Consider the following 18,824-nt stretch of genomic DNA (forward strand, 5'->3'; position numbering starts at 1 on the left):
GAACGAAAGCAGGCAAACGAAATGGATACAAACATTGGCGCCAAGGCTTCTCTTCCAGACAGAGAGCTCCGGGCCCGCTGCGAAAGCTGCTTCGGTCTCTGCTGCACGGCGCTGCCATTCGAAGCCTCCGCCGACTTCGCCGCCACCAAGGCGGCCGGAACGCCCTGCCGGCATCTGCAAGAGAATTATCGATGCGGCGTTCACGACAGGCTCAGGGACATCGGCTACCGCGGCTGCACCGTATTCGATTGCTTCGGCGCGGGACAACGCGTATCCCAGGAAACCTACGGGGGAGCAAGCTGGCGAGACGAACCCAAGCTAGCCGGGAACATGTTCGAAGCCTTCCATGCGATCCGTTTGCTGCACGAATTGCTTTGGTATTTGGGAGATTTGTTAGCAAGGCAGGAGACCGCAGACATTCACGAGAAGCTTCGGCAATATGCCGCAGCGACGGATGCCCTGGCATCGCTGCCCGCCGAAAAACTGCGCCAACAGGATATCGCGGCACATCGAATGGACATTAATCTTGTGCTCATCCAAGGGAGCGAGCTTGTGAGGAAGGGATTCGTTCGCGGAGGCAAAACTGCCCTGCCGAAATATAAAGGAAAACCGATCGGTCCCAGAATCGACCTCATGGAAGCAAACTTAAGGGGCATGGACTTGCGAGGCTTCAATCTTAGGGGAGCCTATCTCATTGCGGCTGATCTGTCCGGCGCTGATCTACGTTTAGCCGACATGATCGGGGTCGATCTGAGAGATACGAATTTATGCGGGGCAAATCTGAGCGACAGCTTGTTCCTCACGCCATTTCAGATCAATGCCGCCAAAGGAGACAGGGACACGTTACTGCCTCCGGCATTGGAACGACCATCGCACTGGAGATAAGGCCCTTTATTGCTCTGCAGGATATTTGTCGCGTACGCGCTCAATACGCTTCTTCATGTCATCGTAGCTGATCGCGCCAAGAAAACGCTCACGAATGATGCCGTCTCCGTCTACGATGAAGGTAGCCGGATAGGCGGCTACACGGTAATCGTCCGCGGCCCTGCCTCGCCGATCCAATACGATCGGAAAGTCCAGCGACCGCTTTTCTACGTATTGCCGCACCTGTTCCTCGCCCTGCTCCTGGCTCGTCACGTTGACGGACAGAATCGCTACATCCCCGCCCTGCTCCATATAATCTTCATGCAACTTCTGGACATGCGGCATCTCCGTCATACAAACCCGACACCATGTCGTCCAGAAGTTGACGAGCACCGTCCGCCCCTTGTAATCTGCCAGCGCGACTTCTTCTCCAAATAAGTTATTCAATTCAAAAGCGGGTGCGATATTTCCCGCACGCGCTCCAACGCCCGAATTACCGTTACGGTTCTCGATCCGCTCCATCAGCCGCTCCGTCTGATCGAACGCCATATAGCTGACTAACACCAGCAGCAGCGCCAGCCCGGCGCCAGGAACAGCCATTCGCCGCAAGCTGCTATCCGCACGGGCGCTTTCCTCGCTCTGGTCCTCTTCTGCAGCTTTCCTTGGCCTGATCCGCCATATTCCGGTCAGCAGGAATACGCTTGTCGCAGACACAAACAGGCCCAGCCAGTGCGCATACCCCGCCGAAGCCCTGTCCAGAATGATGATCGCCATCAAATACACCGTACTCCAGCCTGCCGCGAATGCACCGGTAATTCTCCAAGCATCGGCTGCTTCATATATTTTGCCATAACGATATTGGAGGTAGGTTAACCCGCACACGCACGCCAGCCAGAAGCCGATCGTTCCGCCGTCATAATAGAGCAAAGAAAGAGGCTGCCGAATAACGGCAACCGCATCAGTGAGAAGGAGGCTTCCCTTCCAGACCGCAATCCATATCCCTATCGCGTTCCAGGCAGGTGACGTATCCCGCTCGCTTCGCCCTCTAAGGCGCAATCGGACCGCAAACAACCCCATAAGACCTGCGGTCAATACGACCAGAAGCTCCGCATTGAGCACCAGCGAGCCAAGCTGCAGATTCGTCACTGCCATTCACGTCCTTCCCGTTTCCTTGTCTACTTCCTAACGTACACGCCATCGCCGTGCGAGCCTACGGCAGCTGCCTTGTAGACGCCTTGGTCGTCCACGAGGACGAATAGTTCGTAAAATTCGAAATCATCCTCGAATCCAAGCGGAAGCTCCATAAGCACATAATAAGGCGTTACCTTTTTGCCGTCCACCGTAACCGTCCCGTATTGCCATACGCTAAGCGTCTCGGCTTCGAGGTAGTCGTTTCCTTCCGTCGCTTCAATCGTGCCGGCAAATACGCCATCTGCAGTCAGCTCGGCACGGGTAGATCCGTAGTATCCGAACTCTCCCCACTCGCCGTCAAGCTCAAAGGAGCTCCACTCGTAGGGCAGCGCAATAGATGATTTGCCGCCGGAAGCCAGCTTAAAGAAAGCATCGAATGCCGCTTCTTCTCTTGCCCCTTTGTACAGCTCCAGAACTTTGGCAACCTCGGTCGTGTATGCAAACTGTCTCCGGGAAGCCTCGGCATATCCCTCATCGTCGCCGGAGTAACTGTCGGCAATCGGCTCGTAAACAAAATCTTGCATCATCGGGTTGTATAAGTAAATGTTCGCGTCGCTCATGAGCCAGTCGCGATGCTCTTGGCTGATGGACGGAATCAAATGGAAGAAGTACAATTCTTCCTCTTCATCGATCGACAACGCGAGCGTGGATAACATCAGCTCGAATACATCGCTCCGATACAGATTTGCCGTTGCCGGCTTATCCGCGTCCAGCCAAATCCCCAGATCCCAACCTTCTTCGACCGCGTTTGCATAATCGATTTCGTAGCCGGCCGTGCGAGCCAGCAGAGTAACGGCTTGCTGGTGGGTGATTTTGTTGCCCACGCCGAACTTGCCTTGCCCGATTCCCGTCGTGACGCCATTTGCGTACGCCTTCTCGATATCCGCATACGCCCAGTGCGTCTTCGGCACGTCGGAGAAGGTCGGCACGGCCGGCGGAGCGAACGGCTTGTCGCCTTCGCGCTCGCTCAGACGGTTCACGATCGCGATCATCTGGGCGCGGTTGACCTCCTGATCTTCTTGCAGCCCTTCATTTGTTCCGTTAATCAAACCTAGTTCGAACAATACTTCCCCGTGAGTCATCGACTTCGCTTCGCCTTCGGCGGCGTAAGCAGCCGTCCCCATGCTCATCAGCAATAGAACAGCCGTGAGCAGCAACCATCTCTTTAACAACTTGTCCACCTCTACCGTCTCGTTTTATTTTCGACATCTCTTTCTTCATTCGACAAATTCCTCATTTTCCCTTCTAACATATCACGGGTTCTTTCCAATCCAGTAACAATGATCACCGACATCAGCTATAATCCCTTATCCAAACTTAGACAAGCTCCGCCCGCTGCGCTTTCGTCAACCCTTTGACGACCAGTTCGTAGGAGTGGCGGATCATCTCTCTAATGTCGTTATCCGGGACCGAACCGTCTATTGTAACGGTATTCCAATGTTTTTTGTTCAAATGGTAACCCGGCTTCACCGCTTCATGTTCCATTCGCAGGAGCTCCGCCATATGAGGCTCGCATTTCAGCGAGATATTATCCACGCTCCCATTCGTCCCGATCAAAGCAAACATTTTGCCGCCGACCTTCATGACCAGCGGATCCGGTCCGAACGGATAGTCTTCCATCGCGCCATTTAACCCTTTGCAATACGCCGCCAGTTCCGCTCTCTTCATTCCCGCACACCTCTGCTTTCAATATGATTGGATACTACATGGTCAAAACGCCAAAAAAAGCGGGACCGCCGTCCCGCTTCTTCGCTCCATATGTACGGCTGGCTGCCGCCGTAATTAGTCTCTGCTCGCCAGCTTCGAAAGCAGACGGAGAATCTCAATGTACAGCCAGACGAGAGTCACGAGCAAGCCGAACGCGCCATACCATTCCATATACTTCGGAGCGCCTTGCTCTGCGCCGGATTCGATGAAGTCGAAGTCCAGCACCAGGTTGAGCGCCGCGATAATAACGATAACGACGGAGATGCCGATGCCGATCCAGTTGCTTTCGTGCAGGTAAGGAATCGTGACGCCGAAGAAACCGAGAACGAAGCTCAGCAAATACAGCAGCATAACGCCCATCGTAGCCGCGAATACGCCAAGCTTGAAGTTCTTCGTCGCTTGGATGATGCGGAAGCGGTACGCGACCAGCAATGCAATAAATACGCACATCGTCAGCGCCGAGGCTTGCAGCGTAATGCCGTTGTACAGGCTCTCGAATTGCGCGGAGATCGCGCCAAGGAACAATCCCTCGCAAGCCGCGTAGATCGGTACCAGATACGGGGCCGCCGTTGGCTTGAAGCTGATAATGAGCGCCAGGATGAAGCCCGCGATCGCGCCGCCGATGGCCAGCGCCATAATGTTCGTTTGTCCGTTCGCGTACATGCTCCAGGAAGCGAATGCGCCGCCCAGCAGGATGGCGAGCGTAATGAACATCTTGTTTACAGTGCCTTCGATCGTCATGCGTTCTCCGCTGACGAGCGAGCCTGTCTTTTCGAACGTTGAATCTCTTAACGTGGGATTGCCGCTGCGTCCTAACACGCCATGATCACCTCTTCGGATAGATTAGTCCTATCGTATCATATTCTTACAGTTCTGACATCATGTCCTTATGCGACTTTTCCTTCAGGAAAACCATATCCTTGGGAGACTATTTCAGGAGTAACGATCTCGTCGCCCGCAGTTGCATGCCTCGTCCGGACAAAGGATGCGTACAAACCGAAATTAAAATCGAAGTGTTATTAACAACTTCGGCGGCTTGCGCGCCTTCACGAAGCGGGAGTTGAGCGTTTTGCAGGCTGTTGGCCTCACCAACTTGCTTGCAGTGCGCTCCTAAACCATCTTAACTATTCTACTACCTACTCCGGAGTTGCAAGGCTATCTTAGCACGGCGCATCCTCTAACACGAAGCAGCTACCCCTGCATGGCGTAACTCCCAGCACGATGCGGCTACCCTAGCACGTAGCGAGATTTCGAATGCTAACGGACACAGAAGGAGCTATGTCTGCGAAATCCGCCAGGTTCGAATTTTGTGAACGTCAAATAGCCCCTACCTACTCGCCGTATGGAGGGGCTCGACTTTGAATTAGCCATGGAGATGATCGCTTCCTTCCGAACGGACGAAGCCGATCGCGTCTATGTGCGTGCGGGCAGTTGGTACACAAGTCACGATCTACTTGATTCCTGCAACGCTCGTGGCTTTCATTTTTGCAAGAGTCAAGTTACTATACATTATAAAAATCCGTAGGAGTGTGCCATAGCTTGGAAATCCACCCATGAAGGCGTCTGCTCACTATCCATCTAAAATAGTGGGCTGAAGGATTAATATGTAAAATTCACTTCGTAGCCTCAGTTGCACCGGTTATATCACTGCTTGTTGGTACGGTTGTAGTTCTAGTACTGTAACCATACATTAACTTCCCACTATTAGGACTGCCGTATAAATCATTTAGTCCGATAGCGTGTCCAAGTTCATGAGCTGCGGTACCATTATTTGCTGAAGCAGTCCTGCCATCCATTTTGCTTTTGTTATTTTTGATTCTCCATGTAGTAAGATGTCCGCTTGAGTTAGAAGAGTAATCATAAAATGCAGCTACAGTACTAGTATCAGGATCTGAATAAGTAGAATAATAACCTTGTGCAAGTATTGAAAACGACGAATTAATAGTAACTGTTCCTGACCAGGAACTTGCGCCAGTAGTTGTGTAACCTAAATAAGTTGCGTCTAGTCCAGTAGCATTGTAATTAAATGTTGAACTAGACTGATGATTGTTACAATCTACAACATATCCCAACAATTCTGATCCCAAAAAACAAGATACTCCGGAAGGATGGGCTGAGACTGCAGGAGTCGTTAATGATAAAAAGCATAAAAGCAGTGAAAATGTTACGATCTTTTTCATTTGATTCATTCACTCCTATTCTTGTTAAGTTGTTCAACAATCTTATTCATAAATTTGTTTTCATATAGAATTTGAATATCTTTTACTTCTTTTTGATTTTTCTTAAACATTTCCGTAGAGACCTTGTCTTCTATATCCGTTAATTCATCTAAATAAAGAGATTTCTTCTCTATTCTACCATCGTCTATTACTTCATACATTCCCGTCTCTTCACCAAGTATCCAGTAGGTATTTGAGACAGTAGCTTTGTTTAAGAATAGAAAATATTCATCACCTTGCCCAAACATTGTATTATTATTAAATGACCAGGTACTGTTCCCTTGTTGAAGGATATCAATCGTGCGATTTACTAAACCTTCATCTCCCTTAAGAAGCTCCAGAACACTTGCTTGATAAAGTGTCTTAGGACTAGGCTCATCTATTTCTTTGATCGCCCGTTCAATTTGAACTTTCGCTATTAGATCTGCTCTCGTTACAGCCTCATCAAAATTGAATACTTCTAACTCTGCACGAATGTTTCCTTTCAATTTGTTAGTGGAAGAGGCTTGATCTGGGATTCCATTTTGATTGAGTTCTCTCTTGGCTTCCTCCTGGGATCCCAATACAAAAACTAAAGCTATAAGTAGACAAACAGCCCCGCTCAAACTATATATTTTTTTTGACATGCCTTAACCTCCTCTGAAAATTGTAGCCTTTCGACATCTGTCGAGGCTGATGGGCAAAAGGTTTCTTCAGATCATCATTACAACCGTTTTCTCCCCTTTTTGACACAATCTAAACAACCAGTAAAATATAATATTTACCAGATATTAACATGTTTAATTTTAACTTTTTTATCGCGAAACGGAATAGGTTCCTTGAACTAAATGAGTCTATCGTAATTTGACTGATCTTGAAAAATAGTGAAGCAAAACACACAATGCCATGTTTCTTACACCGCACCATGGTTGTTGATTGCGTGTTGGATCTATTCCCCATATGCTTCATGCGTTGACTTTATAACCCACATTCCGCATGAACAAATCCCCCGGGTAGACCTCATATTGGTGAAATAGCGCTTCTCTTGTCCGTTAGCTTTCGCATATGCCCCATTTGCCCCGAATAGAGTCGTCTGTGTCCGTTACACCGCGCGCGTTTGCAGTTGCCATCGAGTAAGGTCGGACGCTGCTTGCCAGCATAGCGCATTCGACACGCCGCAACCTGCCATTATAGCACCTTCGCCTCGGCGTACCCCCAGCACAACGAGGCGCCTGCGAGCCCGTATCCCCGCACAAAAAAAAAAGCCCGGACAAAGGCGATTAACCTTTGACCGAGCCTGCGACCATACCCTTCATGATCTGCTCTTGGAAGATCAGATAGATGACGATGGTCGGGATGACAGCAATAAACATCGCGCCCATGGTCAAGCTGTAGTCCGTGCCGAAGCCGTCCGAGAAAAGCGACAGGCTAAGCGGCAAAGTCTTCAGCGCTTGCGAGTTGATAAACACCAGCGCGAAGGAGAAGTCGTTCCAGAAGCGCAGAAACGCCAGGATGGTAACCGTCGATATAACCGGCAAGCATAGCGGGAAGATGATGCGTCCGAATACGCCCCACCAGCCGTTGCCGTCAATCATGGCCGCTTCCTCTACTTCTCTCGGGATCGAGGCCAGGTACGCCATGCCGAGGAAGATCGCGATCGGCAGCTCGAATGCCGTGTACGGCAGAATAAGCGACCAGTACGTATCCAGCAAGCCGATCTTGTTCATAAAGATAAAGAGCGGCACGAGCGTACTGTGAATCGGGATCAGCATGCCCAGCAAGAAGATTCCCTTTATAATGTTGTTCATCTTGAAAGTGAAACGCTCCAGCGCGTATGCCGCCAGCGTGCCCAGCACGATGGTCAGCACGACCGCCGCCAAAGTTACGATGGTCGAGTTGATTAACGCTTGACCCATCTTTCCCAGATCCCAGGCTCTCGTTATGTTGTCAATCTGGAAGTTCTGCGGCCAGGCATAAGGACGGTTAAAAAATTCCTGATTCGACTTGAACGCGCTGATCATCAACCAATACAGCGGGTACAAAGTCACAGCCGCATATACGAGCAGCAATGCTTTGACCACGCCGGAGACCGGCTTCCGCCAGAGCGAACCGTTCGAATCCGAGGACCGGACGTCAGTCGTTCCTTGCATCGTCTATCACTCCTTCATCCGGGTGCTGATTAGCCATGCCCATTACCCGCGTCTCTTCGTAATGATGTAGTTAAGCCCAATGAGCAAGGCGCTGATCAAAATAATCATCGTGGATACGGCAGAACCGTAACCGTAGCGATAGATGGTGAAGCTGTTGTTGTACATGTACGTTGCAAGAAGTTCCGTCGATTGCGCCGGACCGCCGCCCGTCATGACGATGACGTGGTCGAACGCCTTCAGGCTTCCGGAGATGCACAGCACGATCGTAACGACGACCGTTCCCCAGATGATCGGCAGCGTAACGTAGAACAGCTTTCTCCAGCCAATGGCGCCGTCGATCTTCGCCGCGTCGCCGATCTCCGAGGAGATGTTCTGCAGAGCGGCGATGAAGATGATCAGATAAGGGCCGATATTCGCCCAGTTAATCGGAATGGACACCGCAAACATATTGATCTTCGGATCGTCGAGCCAGGCACGGGTCCAGGAGTCCAGTCCCAGCACCTCCAACACTTGGTTCAGAAGGCCGATCTGCGGATGGTAGATATACCCCCAGATGAGGCCGACCACGACTGTGGACAGCACCATCGGCAGGAAGAAGGCAGACCGGAGAATCCGGTTGAACCAGGAGTTTTTCAGGAGCAGCAGGGCAAGCAGGAGGGCGATGGGCACTTGGCCGATGATCGCCGACGCGACGAGAATGAGGTTATTCTTCAGCGCCCTCCAGAATATGGGATCCTGCAGCATCATTTCGTAGTTATTCAGCCCGATGAACTTGGCGGCGCCAAGCCCCTTCCAATCAAAGAAGCCGTAGTAGGCGGACCAGAAAATCGGGATGATGGCGAAGACCAGGAATATCAGCAGTGCAGGAAGCAGCGCCAATACGACGAAGCTTTTACTGCGCAGGGATGCAGGCATGACAGCAGCCTCCTTGGATAGCTAGAGTGTGATTGATACTATTGCTGAGTGGAGCGAACTTGCGCGTCTTGCAGCTTTTTAGCAATGTCCTCCGGTTTGTCGCCCATCATCAGCCCTTGCAGACCATTGTTGATGGCTTCTCCCGCTTCCGCGGAGAGGTAAGCGTCATAGACCGGCGTGATGCCGGATTCTTTGGCCAGGTTGAACGCTTTGAAGTACAGCGGGCTGACTTTGGACTCGTCCAGCTCCATCTTGTACATAACCATGGAGTTGCTCTCCGCGATTGCCTTTTGCCCGTCCGGACCGCTGACCGCGTAGATCAGATCCAGCGCCGCGTCTTTGGCCGCGCCTGTCGTTTTCTTGCTGAGCGCAAAGCCTCCGCCTGCGCCGCCGGAGATCGTGCCTGCCGCGCCTGCTCCACCCTCGATGGCTGGCAGCGTCGTCACTTCGATCGGAGCGATCTGCTCATCCGTTGCGGATGCCGCCAGATTTGTCAGCGTCCATGCGCCGGATACCATCATAGCTGCTTTGCCTTGTACAAAATATTGCTCGGCCTGCGTATTGTCGATACTGTTTGCGCCTTCTTGGAACGCTTTGTTGTCTACAAGCTCCTTAAACTTGCTTAGAGCCTCTACGAACTGCGGATCCGTGAACGAAGCGCCATCGCCCTTAACCGCTTTCAGGAACCACTCTGTTCCCGTAACGCGGTCAGCCAGGGAGCCGATGATCGTCGATTGCGCCACCCACGGCGCTTTGTTGCCCAATGCGATCGGCGTGATGCCTTTGTCGTTGAATGTCTTAACGGCAGCCATCAACTCTGTCCAAGTCGTCGGCACCGTCACGCCGTTGGCGTCGAACAGGTCTTTGTTATAGTACAGGAACGAAGTCGCGGACATCGCGAGCGGAGCGGAGTAGATTTGGCCTTCTTCGAAGGAGAAGCGGTCGAACGCGCCTTCCATGAAGTTGTTTTTCCAATCCGGGTTTTCGTCCGCCAGCTCCGTAATCGGCTGCAGAAGTCCGGCATCGTAAAATTCTTGCGATTGGCTGCCCGCGTAAACGAAAAACACGTCCGGCATTTCGTTAGCTGCGGCAACCGTGCTCAGACGTTGACGGTATCCGTCGACCGGAATGGCCTGCGCGTCCACTTCTACGTTCGGGTTGTTTGTTTTATAATTTTCGATTAGCTCTCTAACCGCTTTGGCGCGCAAGTCGTCGCCAGAGAAGTTGTGCCATACCGTAATTTTCGCCTTCTCGCCGCCGGCGTTGCCGCTGCCTCCGTTGCTGGATGGCTCATTGGCGCCTCCGCAAGCAGCCGTCATTAAAGCTAACATCGTGGTAACGCTGACAATTAAGGAAAGTCGTTTTTTCATATCGTTTAATCCCCCTCCATGTAATGTAATCTAAGTATAGTGGGCAAATCCTCATCGGCGTAGGGGGGAATCTTCAGTCCCAATAGGGTGAAAATTCACCTTGCCCCAAATATATGGCATCGCTTCCAATGCTGAATAATCAACCTTTAGACTATCGAACGCTCAGAGTCCACCTTATCCGTTGTCCCCTTTCGACCTATTCCCTCGCATGAAAGATCCTTATTATGGATGAGCAAAAACCTTACACACAAGTAAACGCAATCATCTTATTTTTTCTTATACTGAAGTATTATTACGCAAAAAAACATCTAACATCCAGACGAAAATCGTTTCGCCTGATCGATTAGATGCATGGGTACAAGACATTTTTTATATTTCTTGCCAATTCGCTGCTCCCTATCCGCTTCAATGCCCCGTAACCTGATCACTCGTTCGTTCACCCTTGACGAAACTGCGAAGGCGTTACGCCGGTATGCCGTTTGAACAGGTGATTAAAGTGCTTCATATCCTCATAGCCTACCCGCTTTGCGATTTCGCTAACCTTCGCGGGCGTTTCCCGGAGCAGCTTCGCGGCCCATTCCATACGGGCCTCCGTCAAGTATTCGATATACGTTTTGCCGGTCTCCTGCTTAAAGAGCTTGCTGAAATAATTGGGATTCATATGAATGTTCGCCGCGACCTGGGCAAGCGTCAAGCTCTGGTCCAGATGCTCCCGGATGTACGCGAGCGTCCGCTCGATCGCATCGCTTCGCCCGCCGTTTAGACGCTTGTATTCCGCGAGGACCTCTGTCAGCACCCGAATCATCGACTCTTCGGGGCATTCCGCAAGCCTCTTCTCATTCGTGTCTTCCATGCTGGATATGGACGGCGTCGGCCGGCCGACGGATTCCGCCGCGCGCTCCAGCCAGCGCACGCCTGCGACGAGCAAGGAATGCAAATACGATGTCATCGTGCCCGGGGTCGCTTCGGGGTCTCGCAAAATGGCCGCAAGCATCTCCCGAATCCAGGTCCGCAAAGCTTCCTCGTTGCCGCCGCGCAGCACCGCGATAAGCGCCGCTTCTTCCTCCTGGGAACAGACGGCGCGCATCCCCTTGCGATCCTTGATTTCCTCGTAGTCCAGCACGCCGCTTCCGCCGGCCAGCCAGCGATACGCCACAGTCTGCTCTGCGGTTCTGAGCGACTCGCGCAGCTCCACGAGACCCGCGGCTCGTTTGCCGATGACCGCAAAGACGGGCGCGTCGGCTGTCCGCCCAACAGCGTCAATCGCCGCGCGCACCGTTCTTCCCGCTGCCGGCTGCCCTGATCGGAAGAAGATCAGCCAGCCGTTGTTCCAGTCCAAAATGGCGCAGTTTAGCGAATCCCTGAGCTTGTCTCCGATCAAGCGCAGCGGTTGCTTAAGCTGTTCTTTCATATGCAGCGATTCTCCCGGGCTTATCATCCAGAGCTCCAGCGTCTCCCAATCCGATCCCAGCCGCAGCTCCGGATAATGGGACAATACTTCATCGATCTCCGCTTCCTCCGGCGTATGCCCTCCCCGGAGCAGCCCGTCCAGCAGCTTCCAGCGAAACGCCGTCTGATGGGCTTGCCCTTCCTGTACGGCAGCCCTGCTGCTGACGATCTTGCCCCGGGCTTTCATAACCGCGGACATAATATCTCCCGGACGGCTTGTCTTCAGCAAATAATCACCGATCCCGTTCCGGATCGCTTGCTGGGCATAGGAAAAATCGTCGTGGCCGGACAGGACGACAATCTCGATCCACGGATAATCGCGCTTAATGGCATTAGACATCTCCAGTCCCGTCATGCCCGTCATTCGTATATCGGTCAGCACGATATCCGGCTTCTCCAGCGGAATGCGCATCAGCGCTTCCTCGGCGGATGCGGCAGGCGTCAGCAATGTAATACCGTTCTCCTCCCATTGGATGACGGTGCTTAGTCCCGTTCGTATAATAACCTCGTCGTCCACGATAAGCAGCTTCATTAACGCTCCCCCTTTCCCTCGGATTGCCCTGTTAACGGCGCTGCCGATTCACCGGCCTCCAGTTGCCTCTCCCGCTCCAGCTCGCGCTCCTGCTCTCGCGCAACATACGATGGCTTGATCGAGAACGTCACCTTCGTGCCCACGCCTTCTTGACTCTCCAAAATCAAGCCTGACTCAGGCCCATAATGCAGCAGCAGCCGGTTATGGACGTTGCGAAGGCCGTAACTGCTGCCCGTCGAGGCAGGGGCGTTCTCCATCGACCCATCCGGAGAATGCACGGCGGCCCGATGATCGATTCTCTCCCTCAGCTCCTCCAACTTCCCGGGGCTCATGCCAACACCGTTATCCGTGACGGAAAACGTAATGATCTCGCCATTCTCCCACGCTTTGACCCCAATGCGGCCCTTGCCCTCTCTCGTGAGAATACCGTGCAGCATCGCGTTCTCGATCAGCGGCTGAAGCAGCAGCTTGAGCATTCGGCGATCCAGCAGTTCCGACGGAATGTCGGCTTCGTAATCGAACTTGTCGGGGTAGCGGATGCTCTGAATATTCACATAATGATCGATGTGCAGAATTTCCTGGCTGATCGCGCAATATTCCTGCCCTTTGTTTAGACTAAAGCGCAAGAAGTCGCTAAGCGAGCCTACCATGTCGGCGATCTTGGATTCGCCTTTCATCAGGGCCATCCAATGCACGGACGATAAGGTATTGTACAGGAAATGCGGGTTGATCTGCGCCTGCAGCGCGGACATGTCCGCTTCCTTCTTAAGCGCTTCGTTCCGCTTTACCTCATCGGTCAGATTTACGATTTTCGAGCTCATCCGATTGTACGTAATAATGAGCTGTCCGACCTCGTCGACCGTCTCGACCGGCAGCGTCGGCAGCGGCTCGTCCGGGCTTGCATGCTTTAAAAACCGCGTGAGCTGCGACAGCGGGTTCGTCACCTTTTGAATAAGGAATAAGACGAAGGCAATGACGAAGACCATCGCGACGCTGACGGCTATGGCGGTAAGCGTCAGGAAGTAGCGATTCTCGGCCTTGTACGACTGCACGGGCGTAATTCCGACAAGCTTCCACTCCACTGCTTCCATAGAATGATGCAACACAGACTTGCGGTCCGCATTCTCGCCATAGTAGAAAGAACCCGACAGATCATGGAACGGGCTGATCCCGGGATAATAGTCTTCCAATCCAAGCTCCGTGGAATACCCGTCCGGACCAGCCAGAATTCGATTGTTGCCGTCGAGCAGCAGCACGATACCGCCGCCCTCCAGACCGGCCTGCTTGAGATGAGTGGAAATGACGGATTGCAGCAAGCTGATCTTGAGCATGCCGAGGTCGAAATATCTTTGCGTGCTGCGAATGGGACGAGACATCGTAATAACTTCATTGCTGCTATCGGAGGTTACCTGAAGATGAACCGCCGACCACCACTTGGGATGCGTCGCGTAATAGTTCGGAATGCTTTCCGTAATATCCTTGAATTCGGAGCCCACCACCGACTTAAACGAGACGGGCGGCTTGTCCGCGTCAGGTTCGATAATGACGTTCGCGATATACGGCTTCGAAATGGACAACGTAGTCAACAAACCGATGATGGAGGTCTGCTTAAAGAGATCCTGCTCCGGTGTCCTTAAGTAGTTCTGTACGTCAGGATGGCCGATGAGGAATAAGGATTGGTTCTCGACGTCGGTGACCATGTTCTCCAGATAGGCGCCGATCTGGCGAAGCGTGTTCATCCCCGAGCTCTGCGCCTTCTCCTCCGTCAGCCCCGCGGCTATATTGTAGGAGAACAACCCGAGAGACAGCACCGGGACCAGCACCGAAATAATAATCAATAACGACAGCTTGTGCTTTAGCGAGCGTCCCAGCCAATTCTCCATAGCCATCCTCCGTTTCGTCGCTTCAAGCCATTGGCAAACAGGGCGCCACGCAACTCCCATGACGCCCGCTTGCCGATTGACGCGCACAACTGCAGCACGACGCCCTTATACGAATTCATCCTCCAGCGAGCTTCTGAATTCGTCAACGTCCCTGTTCGCCTTGCGCTGATTGCATTCGTAACACGCGCAGATGCAGTTGGACGGCGTCGTGTGTCCGCCCTTCGCGCGCGGCAGCTCGTGATCGATCGTATCGCCGTATTGGCCGCAGAAGCGGCACGTATAGTTGTCTCGTGTCAGGATCAGCTTGCGGAATTCCTTATTGCTGTAGAGACGCCTGATCGTCGAACGATTAACGACGACGGCCGCGCCTTCCCGCACCAGAATTTGCGCCAGCTCCAATTCGACCTCCTGATACCAGCGGCGGCCGTTATCCGTCTTGCCGCGCATGCGGATGAAGCCGCTGGCGGTCGTTCGCAGGTAGGAGGCGTCCGCGGGATCATGCGTGCCGCGCTTCGGCGGCTCCGCCAGCAATCTGGGCTGGGCGGCGGGCCGCCTCTTATGCCCGCGTCCTCGCTGCTTGCTCGTGGCGGGGTCGCTCGAGGAAGCCGCTTGAGAGCCTTGGCCGGCAGAAGGCTGGGCCGCTTCCGCTTTCGGCGCATGCTGCGGATGCCGGACCGCTCCTTTGGCAGGGAGCGATTCGACAGACTGCCGCCCGCGGCGGCAATCCCGGCAAGTGCCGCGCCGGCCTTGTCCGCCCGCGCGTCGCCCCGTGCGGCGCAAAAACTCGTTAAGCGGCTTCATCTCGCCGCATTGCGCGCACAACTTCGTGCCTGTATGTGGATGTTGGTTGGGTTCGGAATGTTCGGTAGTCATACGAAGAGTATAGCATATGGGGGCCGTTTCCTGCATGTTCGGGAGGCAAGGGATTGGAGGATTTGCGGGAACCTCAGAGAAATACCGAAGCTCTGAGGACCTGCCTGCGGACGGCGATACGCCCTCCGACATCTATCGTTGCGAGTTATGGATTCGGATTTCACATTTATTGTACATACGTACGGTTTCCTCCGACCGATTCTCTCACCGCTTTCAACCGTTTCATAACATCATTGTCGCCGCGTCCGAAGTAGTCATGAAGGCGGTTGTATTCCTCGTACAGCTTGTCGTAAAGCGCAACGCTCTCCGGGATCGGCTTGAACGTTTCCTCGCGCACGCGCGCCATCGCCGCCGCCGCGTCGACAATGCTGTCGTAGCCGCCCTTCTCCGCGCCTGCAGCCACCGCGCCGAACATTGCCGCTCCTAAGGCCGGCGTCTGCTTTGATGCCGCGATCTTGATCTCGCGGTTCGTCACATCGGCGTATATCTGCATCAGCAGACGGTTCTTCTGCGGCAGCCCTCCGCAGGCGTACAGCTCGTTCACCTCGACTCCGCTCGCATGGAACGCCTCCACAATTTTGCGCGTGCCGAACGCCGTCGCTTCCAGCAACGCGCGGTAAATTTCCCACGGCTTCGTCTGCAGCGTCATCCCGAGCAGCACGCCCGTCAGGTCGGTATCGACGAGTACGGAGCGATTGCCGTTCCACCAATCGAGCGCCAGCAAGCCGGATTGTCCCGGCGTAAGCTCCTCCGCCTTGCGGGTCAGGTACTCATGTACATGTTCGCCAGCCGCTTCCGCTTCCTTAAACACATAAGCCGGAGCCGCCTCCTCCACATACCATTCGAAAATATCGCCAACCGCCGATTGACCGGCCTCATAGCCGTAGTAACCGGGAATAATGCCGTCCTCCACCACGCCGCACATCCCTTCGACTTCCTTCTCCTCCGTTCCGAGCAGCATATGGCATAGCGAGGTGCCCATTGCCATGACAAGCTTGCCCGAAGTTACGACGCCGACGCCCGGCACGCCGGCATGCGCGTCTACATTGCCGACCGCAATCGCCGTTCCCGCCGCAAGCCCCATACGCGCCGCGAAAGCCGGCGTCAGCTCGCCGGCTTTCGTGCCGAGCGGCTCCACCTTGCCGCGCAGCTTCGTCTCCGTCAGCTCCGCCAGGCGCGGATCAAGCGCTGCGAGAAATTCGCGGTTCGGATAACCTTCCGCCTTGTGCCAGATTGCCTTGTAGCCCGCCGCGCAGCTATTGCGGGCAAAGTTGCCCGTCATTTGGCCAACGACCCAATCCGCCGCTTCCAAGAATTGATCTGCTTTTTCATAAATTTCCGGCGCTTCGTTCAGAATCTGCCAGACCTTGGCGAGCATCCATTCGGATGAAATTTTGTCGCCGTAACGCGCCAGCCACTTCTCGCCCCGCGCCGCAGCGACCTCATTGATCCGATTCGCCTCGTCCTGCGCCGCATGATGCTTCCACAGCTTCACCCAGCTATGCGGATTGTCCTTGTGCGCCTCTTGCAGGCACAGCGGCTGCCCCGCCGCATCGATCGGCAGCATGGTGCATGCCGTGAAGTCGATGCCAAGCCCGATCACATCGGCGGGATCAACCCCCGATTCCTCCATAACCGCCGGAACCGATGTCTCCAGCACCTCGATATAATCCAGCGGATGCTGCAGCGCCCAGTCATGCTCCAGCATGATGCCGCTTGCCGGCAGTGCCTCGTCGATGACATGATGTCGATATGGCGTCACATGCTCCCCGATCTCCGCCCCGTCCGCCAAATCCACCAGTACCGCCCTGCCCGACTGCGTGCCGTAGTCGACGCCGATTGCATACTTGTTGCCCATTCTATCTTCCCCTTCTTATAAAAATATTGAAGCCCCTAATCGCATTTGCCAGCTACGCACCCGCAGTGCATATCCGACGTCTACGATTAGGGGCTCGTCCTGAACTTAGTGAATGATATCGTCTCTGGTTTTCGCTTTCTCGTTCATGAATGTTTCGTAGTCCTGAACGCCGCCCTTGATCAATTGACTGCGGTAATCATTCAAGATTTGGAGCGCTTTCTCGTCACTTGCGGCGAAATAGGCGCTTTCGATGACATCGCGTTGCGTATTGCTGTCTAGCAACGTTTGAATTTTGTCGAATTCCGGATATTCGTTATTGAAATAACTCAAACGGTAGCCGTCCACAACCGTCAGCCCGTAAACCTCTTTCGATGTCTCGTACAGCTCGTCAACTTGAGCCGCATCGCCGGCCGCCTGGAACATCCGGTTCGGCAATCCGTATACGCCGAGCGTATAAACGCTGCCAATTCCTTGGTTGACGGCATAACTCGGATCGCTCTTCGCGCTCTCCAAAAATTTCTCCGTATGTTTCGGCTGACCTGCGGCATCCTTCGTCCAGTGCTCTCCTTCAACGCCAAGATACACCAGAAGTTTGCCTTCTTCGCTGTTAATAAAGTTCAGATAACGCATGGCCGCTTCCGCATTTTTCGAATCAGCTCCAATGAACATCCCGGGCACGCCGGATTGTCCCTTCAGAACTTTGGATTCGACCATCGTATTCTCGCCGTTGGCATCCGCAATCGGCCCTACCGGCACATATTCCATCTCCGGATGGTCCACGTATAGCGACTGACTCAGCACGGTATTCATATGCGGATAATGAGCGCTCACCACCGCTACGCGGCCTGTCGCCATCTTTTCCTTCGCGACCGTGTCGTTCTGGCGGAACGCCTCGGGATCAAACAGTCCCTCTGTCACAAGTTTCCGCATGAATAACACTCGTTTGTCGGTCAATTCCGAGAAAATGCCAAGACGATATTGCTCATCAATCTTGGTGAATGCCGTAAAGTTGTTCTCCGTAAAGGAGTTCAGCATCGAACCGTAGTTCCAGCCGTTCTGCCATGCTCCGGACGGTATAACGGGTCGTCCTGCCGTATCGGTAAAATTGCCGTCCTTAATTTGCTTAAGCAACGGATACAGATCCTCGGAATGGCGAATATCGGAAGGCTTCACGTCGAGCGCCTCGAGAATATCTTTTCTGACGAATACATTGTACGCCCATTGCGTCGTATCTTCGGGGCTTAGCGGCGTGTGCATCGGCAGCAAATAACGCTCCCCGTTGAACGATGCGTCTTCCAGATCGTTTTCCCTGAAATCGGAAGCGACTCCAACATTGAAAGCATCCTTCATATTGGAACCGTGCTTCTCAATCAGGTCGTTCAACGGCATAATAAGACCTTCGCGCGCCGCTTTTTTGATCGCGACCGTATGGACATCCTGGCCGCCCCAATAAGGAGCCATGACCATGTCCGGCATGTTGTTCGTGGCGAACAGCAAGTTGAGCCGTTCGATTTCGGGAATCGTAATCCACTCGACATCGAGTGTAACGCCCGTTTTTTCTTTAATAATCTGAGCCACCGGATTGTTCGCAAGATCGGACGGCGCGAGGAAGGACAACCCTTGCCAGGCCACCAGCAGCTTCAGCGTCACTTCCTCCGGTTTCCCCTCTCCGCTTGCGTTGTTTTGCGAACCCGCGCCGGGGGAAGCAGACGCCGAGGGGTCATTGTTTTTGCCGTTGTTTGTGTTCGTGCAGCCTAATATGGCAACCGAGCAAATCAACATCGCAAGGCCAAGCGAGAAGCTTTTTTTCAACCAACTTTTCATGGACCGTACC

The 18,824-nt window shown here is 53.6% G+C and carries 16 protein-coding genes; 1 reads left to right on the plus strand and 15 read right to left on the minus strand.

What is annotated here, in order from left to right:
- Nucleotides 1–21: 21 nt before the first annotated feature.
- Nucleotides 22–885: a pentapeptide repeat-containing protein gene (locus tag H7F31_RS01675; RefSeq protein ID WP_187102726.1), complete on the plus strand. Its 864-nt coding sequence runs from the start codon at nt 22–24 to the stop codon at nt 883–885.
- A gap of 6 nt (nt 886–891) precedes the next feature.
- Here the strand turns inward: H7F31_RS01675 and H7F31_RS01680 are convergent, their stop codons facing one another.
- The 15 genes from H7F31_RS01680 to H7F31_RS01750 all read right to left on the minus strand — a co-directional run bounded on the left by H7F31_RS01680 (nt 892) and on the right by H7F31_RS01750 (nt 18,814).
- Entirely contained in the window at nt 892–2,016 is a 1,125-nt protein-coding gene (locus H7F31_RS01680; RefSeq protein WP_187102727.1) for a TlpA family protein disulfide reductase, read from the minus strand.
- Nucleotides 2,017–2,039: 23 nt separating this feature from the next.
- Complete coding sequence (locus H7F31_RS01685) at nt 2,040–3,227, minus strand: S-layer homology domain-containing protein (RefSeq protein ID WP_187102728.1); 1,188 nt, start codon at nt 3,225–3,227, stop codon at nt 2,040–2,042.
- Between the two features lie 145 nt (nt 3,228–3,372).
- Nucleotides 3,373–3,723, minus strand: coding sequence for an MmcQ/YjbR family DNA-binding protein (locus H7F31_RS01690; RefSeq protein WP_187102729.1), 351 nt, complete (start codon nt 3,721–3,723; stop codon nt 3,373–3,375).
- 114 nt (nt 3,724–3,837) lie between these two features.
- Nucleotides 3,838–4,581 carry a Bax inhibitor-1/YccA family protein gene (locus H7F31_RS01695; protein WP_187102730.1) on the minus strand — a complete coding sequence of 248 codons (744 nt, stop codon included), beginning with the start codon at nt 4,579–4,581 and terminating at the stop codon, nt 3,838–3,840.
- Nucleotides 4,582–5,375: 794 nt separating this feature from the next.
- A complete protein-coding gene (locus H7F31_RS01700) occupies nt 5,376–5,942 on the minus strand; it encodes a hypothetical protein (protein WP_187102731.1) in 567 nt (188 codons plus the stop codon).
- Nucleotides 5,943–5,947: 5 nt separating this feature from the next.
- Nucleotides 5,948–6,607, minus strand: a complete 660-nt coding sequence (locus H7F31_RS01705; RefSeq protein WP_187102732.1) for a hypothetical protein — start codon at nt 6,605–6,607, stop codon at nt 5,948–5,950.
- Between the two features lie 633 nt (nt 6,608–7,240).
- Nucleotides 7,241–8,110 (minus strand): carbohydrate ABC transporter permease, encoded by an 870-nt coding sequence (locus H7F31_RS01710; RefSeq protein ID WP_087568251.1) that lies wholly within the window; start codon nt 8,108–8,110, stop codon nt 7,241–7,243.
- A 42-nt stretch (nt 8,111–8,152) separates the two neighbouring features.
- The gene (locus H7F31_RS01715; protein WP_187102733.1) at nt 8,153–9,025 is read right to left on the minus strand and encodes a carbohydrate ABC transporter permease; all 873 of its coding nucleotides are present in this window, start codon (nt 9,023–9,025) and stop codon (nt 8,153–8,155) included.
- A gap of 38 nt (nt 9,026–9,063) precedes the next feature.
- Nucleotides 9,064–10,395 (minus strand): extracellular solute-binding protein, encoded by a 1,332-nt coding sequence (locus H7F31_RS01720; RefSeq protein WP_087568249.1) that lies wholly within the window; start codon nt 10,393–10,395, stop codon nt 9,064–9,066.
- A 436-nt stretch (nt 10,396–10,831) separates the two neighbouring features.
- On the minus strand, nt 10,832–12,376 hold the full coding sequence (locus H7F31_RS01725; RefSeq protein ID WP_187102734.1) for a response regulator transcription factor: 1,545 nt from the start codon (nt 12,374–12,376) through the stop codon (nt 10,832–10,834).
- A complete protein-coding gene (locus tag H7F31_RS01730) occupies nt 12,376–14,259 on the minus strand; it encodes a sensor histidine kinase (RefSeq protein WP_187102735.1) in 1,884 nt (627 codons plus the stop codon). Before H7F31_RS01730 ends, H7F31_RS01725 begins: the two co-directional genes overlap by 1 nt.
- Complete coding sequence (locus tag H7F31_RS01735; RefSeq protein WP_187102736.1) at nt 14,232–14,378, minus strand: hypothetical protein; 147 nt, start codon at nt 14,376–14,378, stop codon at nt 14,232–14,234. The genes H7F31_RS01730 and H7F31_RS01735 overlap by 28 nt, the downstream gene beginning before the upstream one ends.
- Nucleotides 14,365–15,132 carry an HNH endonuclease gene (locus tag H7F31_RS01740; protein WP_261800271.1) on the minus strand — a complete coding sequence of 256 codons (768 nt, stop codon included), beginning with the start codon at nt 15,130–15,132 and terminating at the stop codon, nt 14,365–14,367. Before H7F31_RS01740 ends, H7F31_RS01735 begins: the two co-directional genes overlap by 14 nt.
- 166 nt (nt 15,133–15,298) lie before the next feature.
- Nucleotides 15,299–16,990: a ribulokinase gene (locus H7F31_RS01745; protein WP_187102738.1), complete on the minus strand. Its 1,692-nt coding sequence runs from the start codon at nt 16,988–16,990 to the stop codon at nt 15,299–15,301.
- A 105-nt stretch (nt 16,991–17,095) separates the two neighbouring features.
- Entirely contained in the window at nt 17,096–18,814 is a 1,719-nt protein-coding gene (locus H7F31_RS01750) for an extracellular solute-binding protein (RefSeq protein ID WP_187102739.1), read from the minus strand.
- Nucleotides 18,815–18,824: the final 10 nt, after the last annotated feature.

Origin of the sequence: Paenibacillus sp. PAMC21692 (assembly GCF_014303795.1) — a bacterium.
GTDB lineage: Bacteria > Bacillota > Bacilli > Paenibacillales > Paenibacillaceae > Pristimantibacillus > Pristimantibacillus agaridevorans.

Coding starts and splice junctions, on each gene's coding strand:
- H7F31_RS01740 (WP_261800271.1), bottom strand. CDS start 15,132: ATGACTACCGAACATTCCGAACCCAACCAACATCCACATACAGGCACG.
- H7F31_RS01680 (WP_187102727.1), bottom strand. CDS start 2,016: ATGGCAGTGACGAATCTGCAGCTTGGCTCGCTGGTGCTCAATGCGGAG.
- H7F31_RS01720 (WP_087568249.1), bottom strand. CDS start 10,395: ATGAAAAAACGACTTTCCTTAATTGTCAGCGTTACCACGATGTTAGCT.
- H7F31_RS01675 (WP_187102726.1), top strand. CDS start 22: ATGGATACAAACATTGGCGCCAAGGCTTCTCTTCCAGACAGAGAGCTC.
- H7F31_RS01700 (WP_187102731.1), bottom strand. CDS start 5,942: ATGAAAAAGATCGTAACATTTTCACTGCTTTTATGCTTTTTATCATTA.
- H7F31_RS01705 (WP_187102732.1), bottom strand. CDS start 6,607: ATGTCAAAAAAAATATATAGTTTGAGCGGGGCTGTTTGTCTACTTATA.
- H7F31_RS01750 (WP_187102739.1), bottom strand. CDS start 18,814: ATGAAAAGTTGGTTGAAAAAAAGCTTCTCGCTTGGCCTTGCGATGTTG.
- H7F31_RS01710 (WP_087568251.1), bottom strand. CDS start 8,110: ATGCAAGGAACGACTGACGTCCGGTCCTCGGATTCGAACGGTTCGCTC.
- H7F31_RS01735 (WP_187102736.1), bottom strand. CDS start 14,378: ATGAATTCGTATAAGGGCGTCGTGCTGCAGTTGTGCGCGTCAATCGGC.
- H7F31_RS01690 (WP_187102729.1), bottom strand. CDS start 3,723: ATGAAGAGAGCGGAACTGGCGGCGTATTGCAAAGGGTTAAATGGCGCG.
- H7F31_RS01715 (WP_187102733.1), bottom strand. CDS start 9,025: ATGCCTGCATCCCTGCGCAGTAAAAGCTTCGTCGTATTGGCGCTGCTT.
- H7F31_RS01725 (WP_187102734.1), bottom strand. CDS start 12,376: ATGAAGCTGCTTATCGTGGACGACGAGGTTATTATACGAACGGGACTA.
- H7F31_RS01730 (WP_187102735.1), bottom strand. CDS start 14,259: ATGGAGAATTGGCTGGGACGCTCGCTAAAGCACAAGCTGTCGTTATTG.
- H7F31_RS01745 (WP_187102738.1), bottom strand. CDS start 16,990: ATGGGCAACAAGTATGCAATCGGCGTCGACTACGGCACGCAGTCGGGC.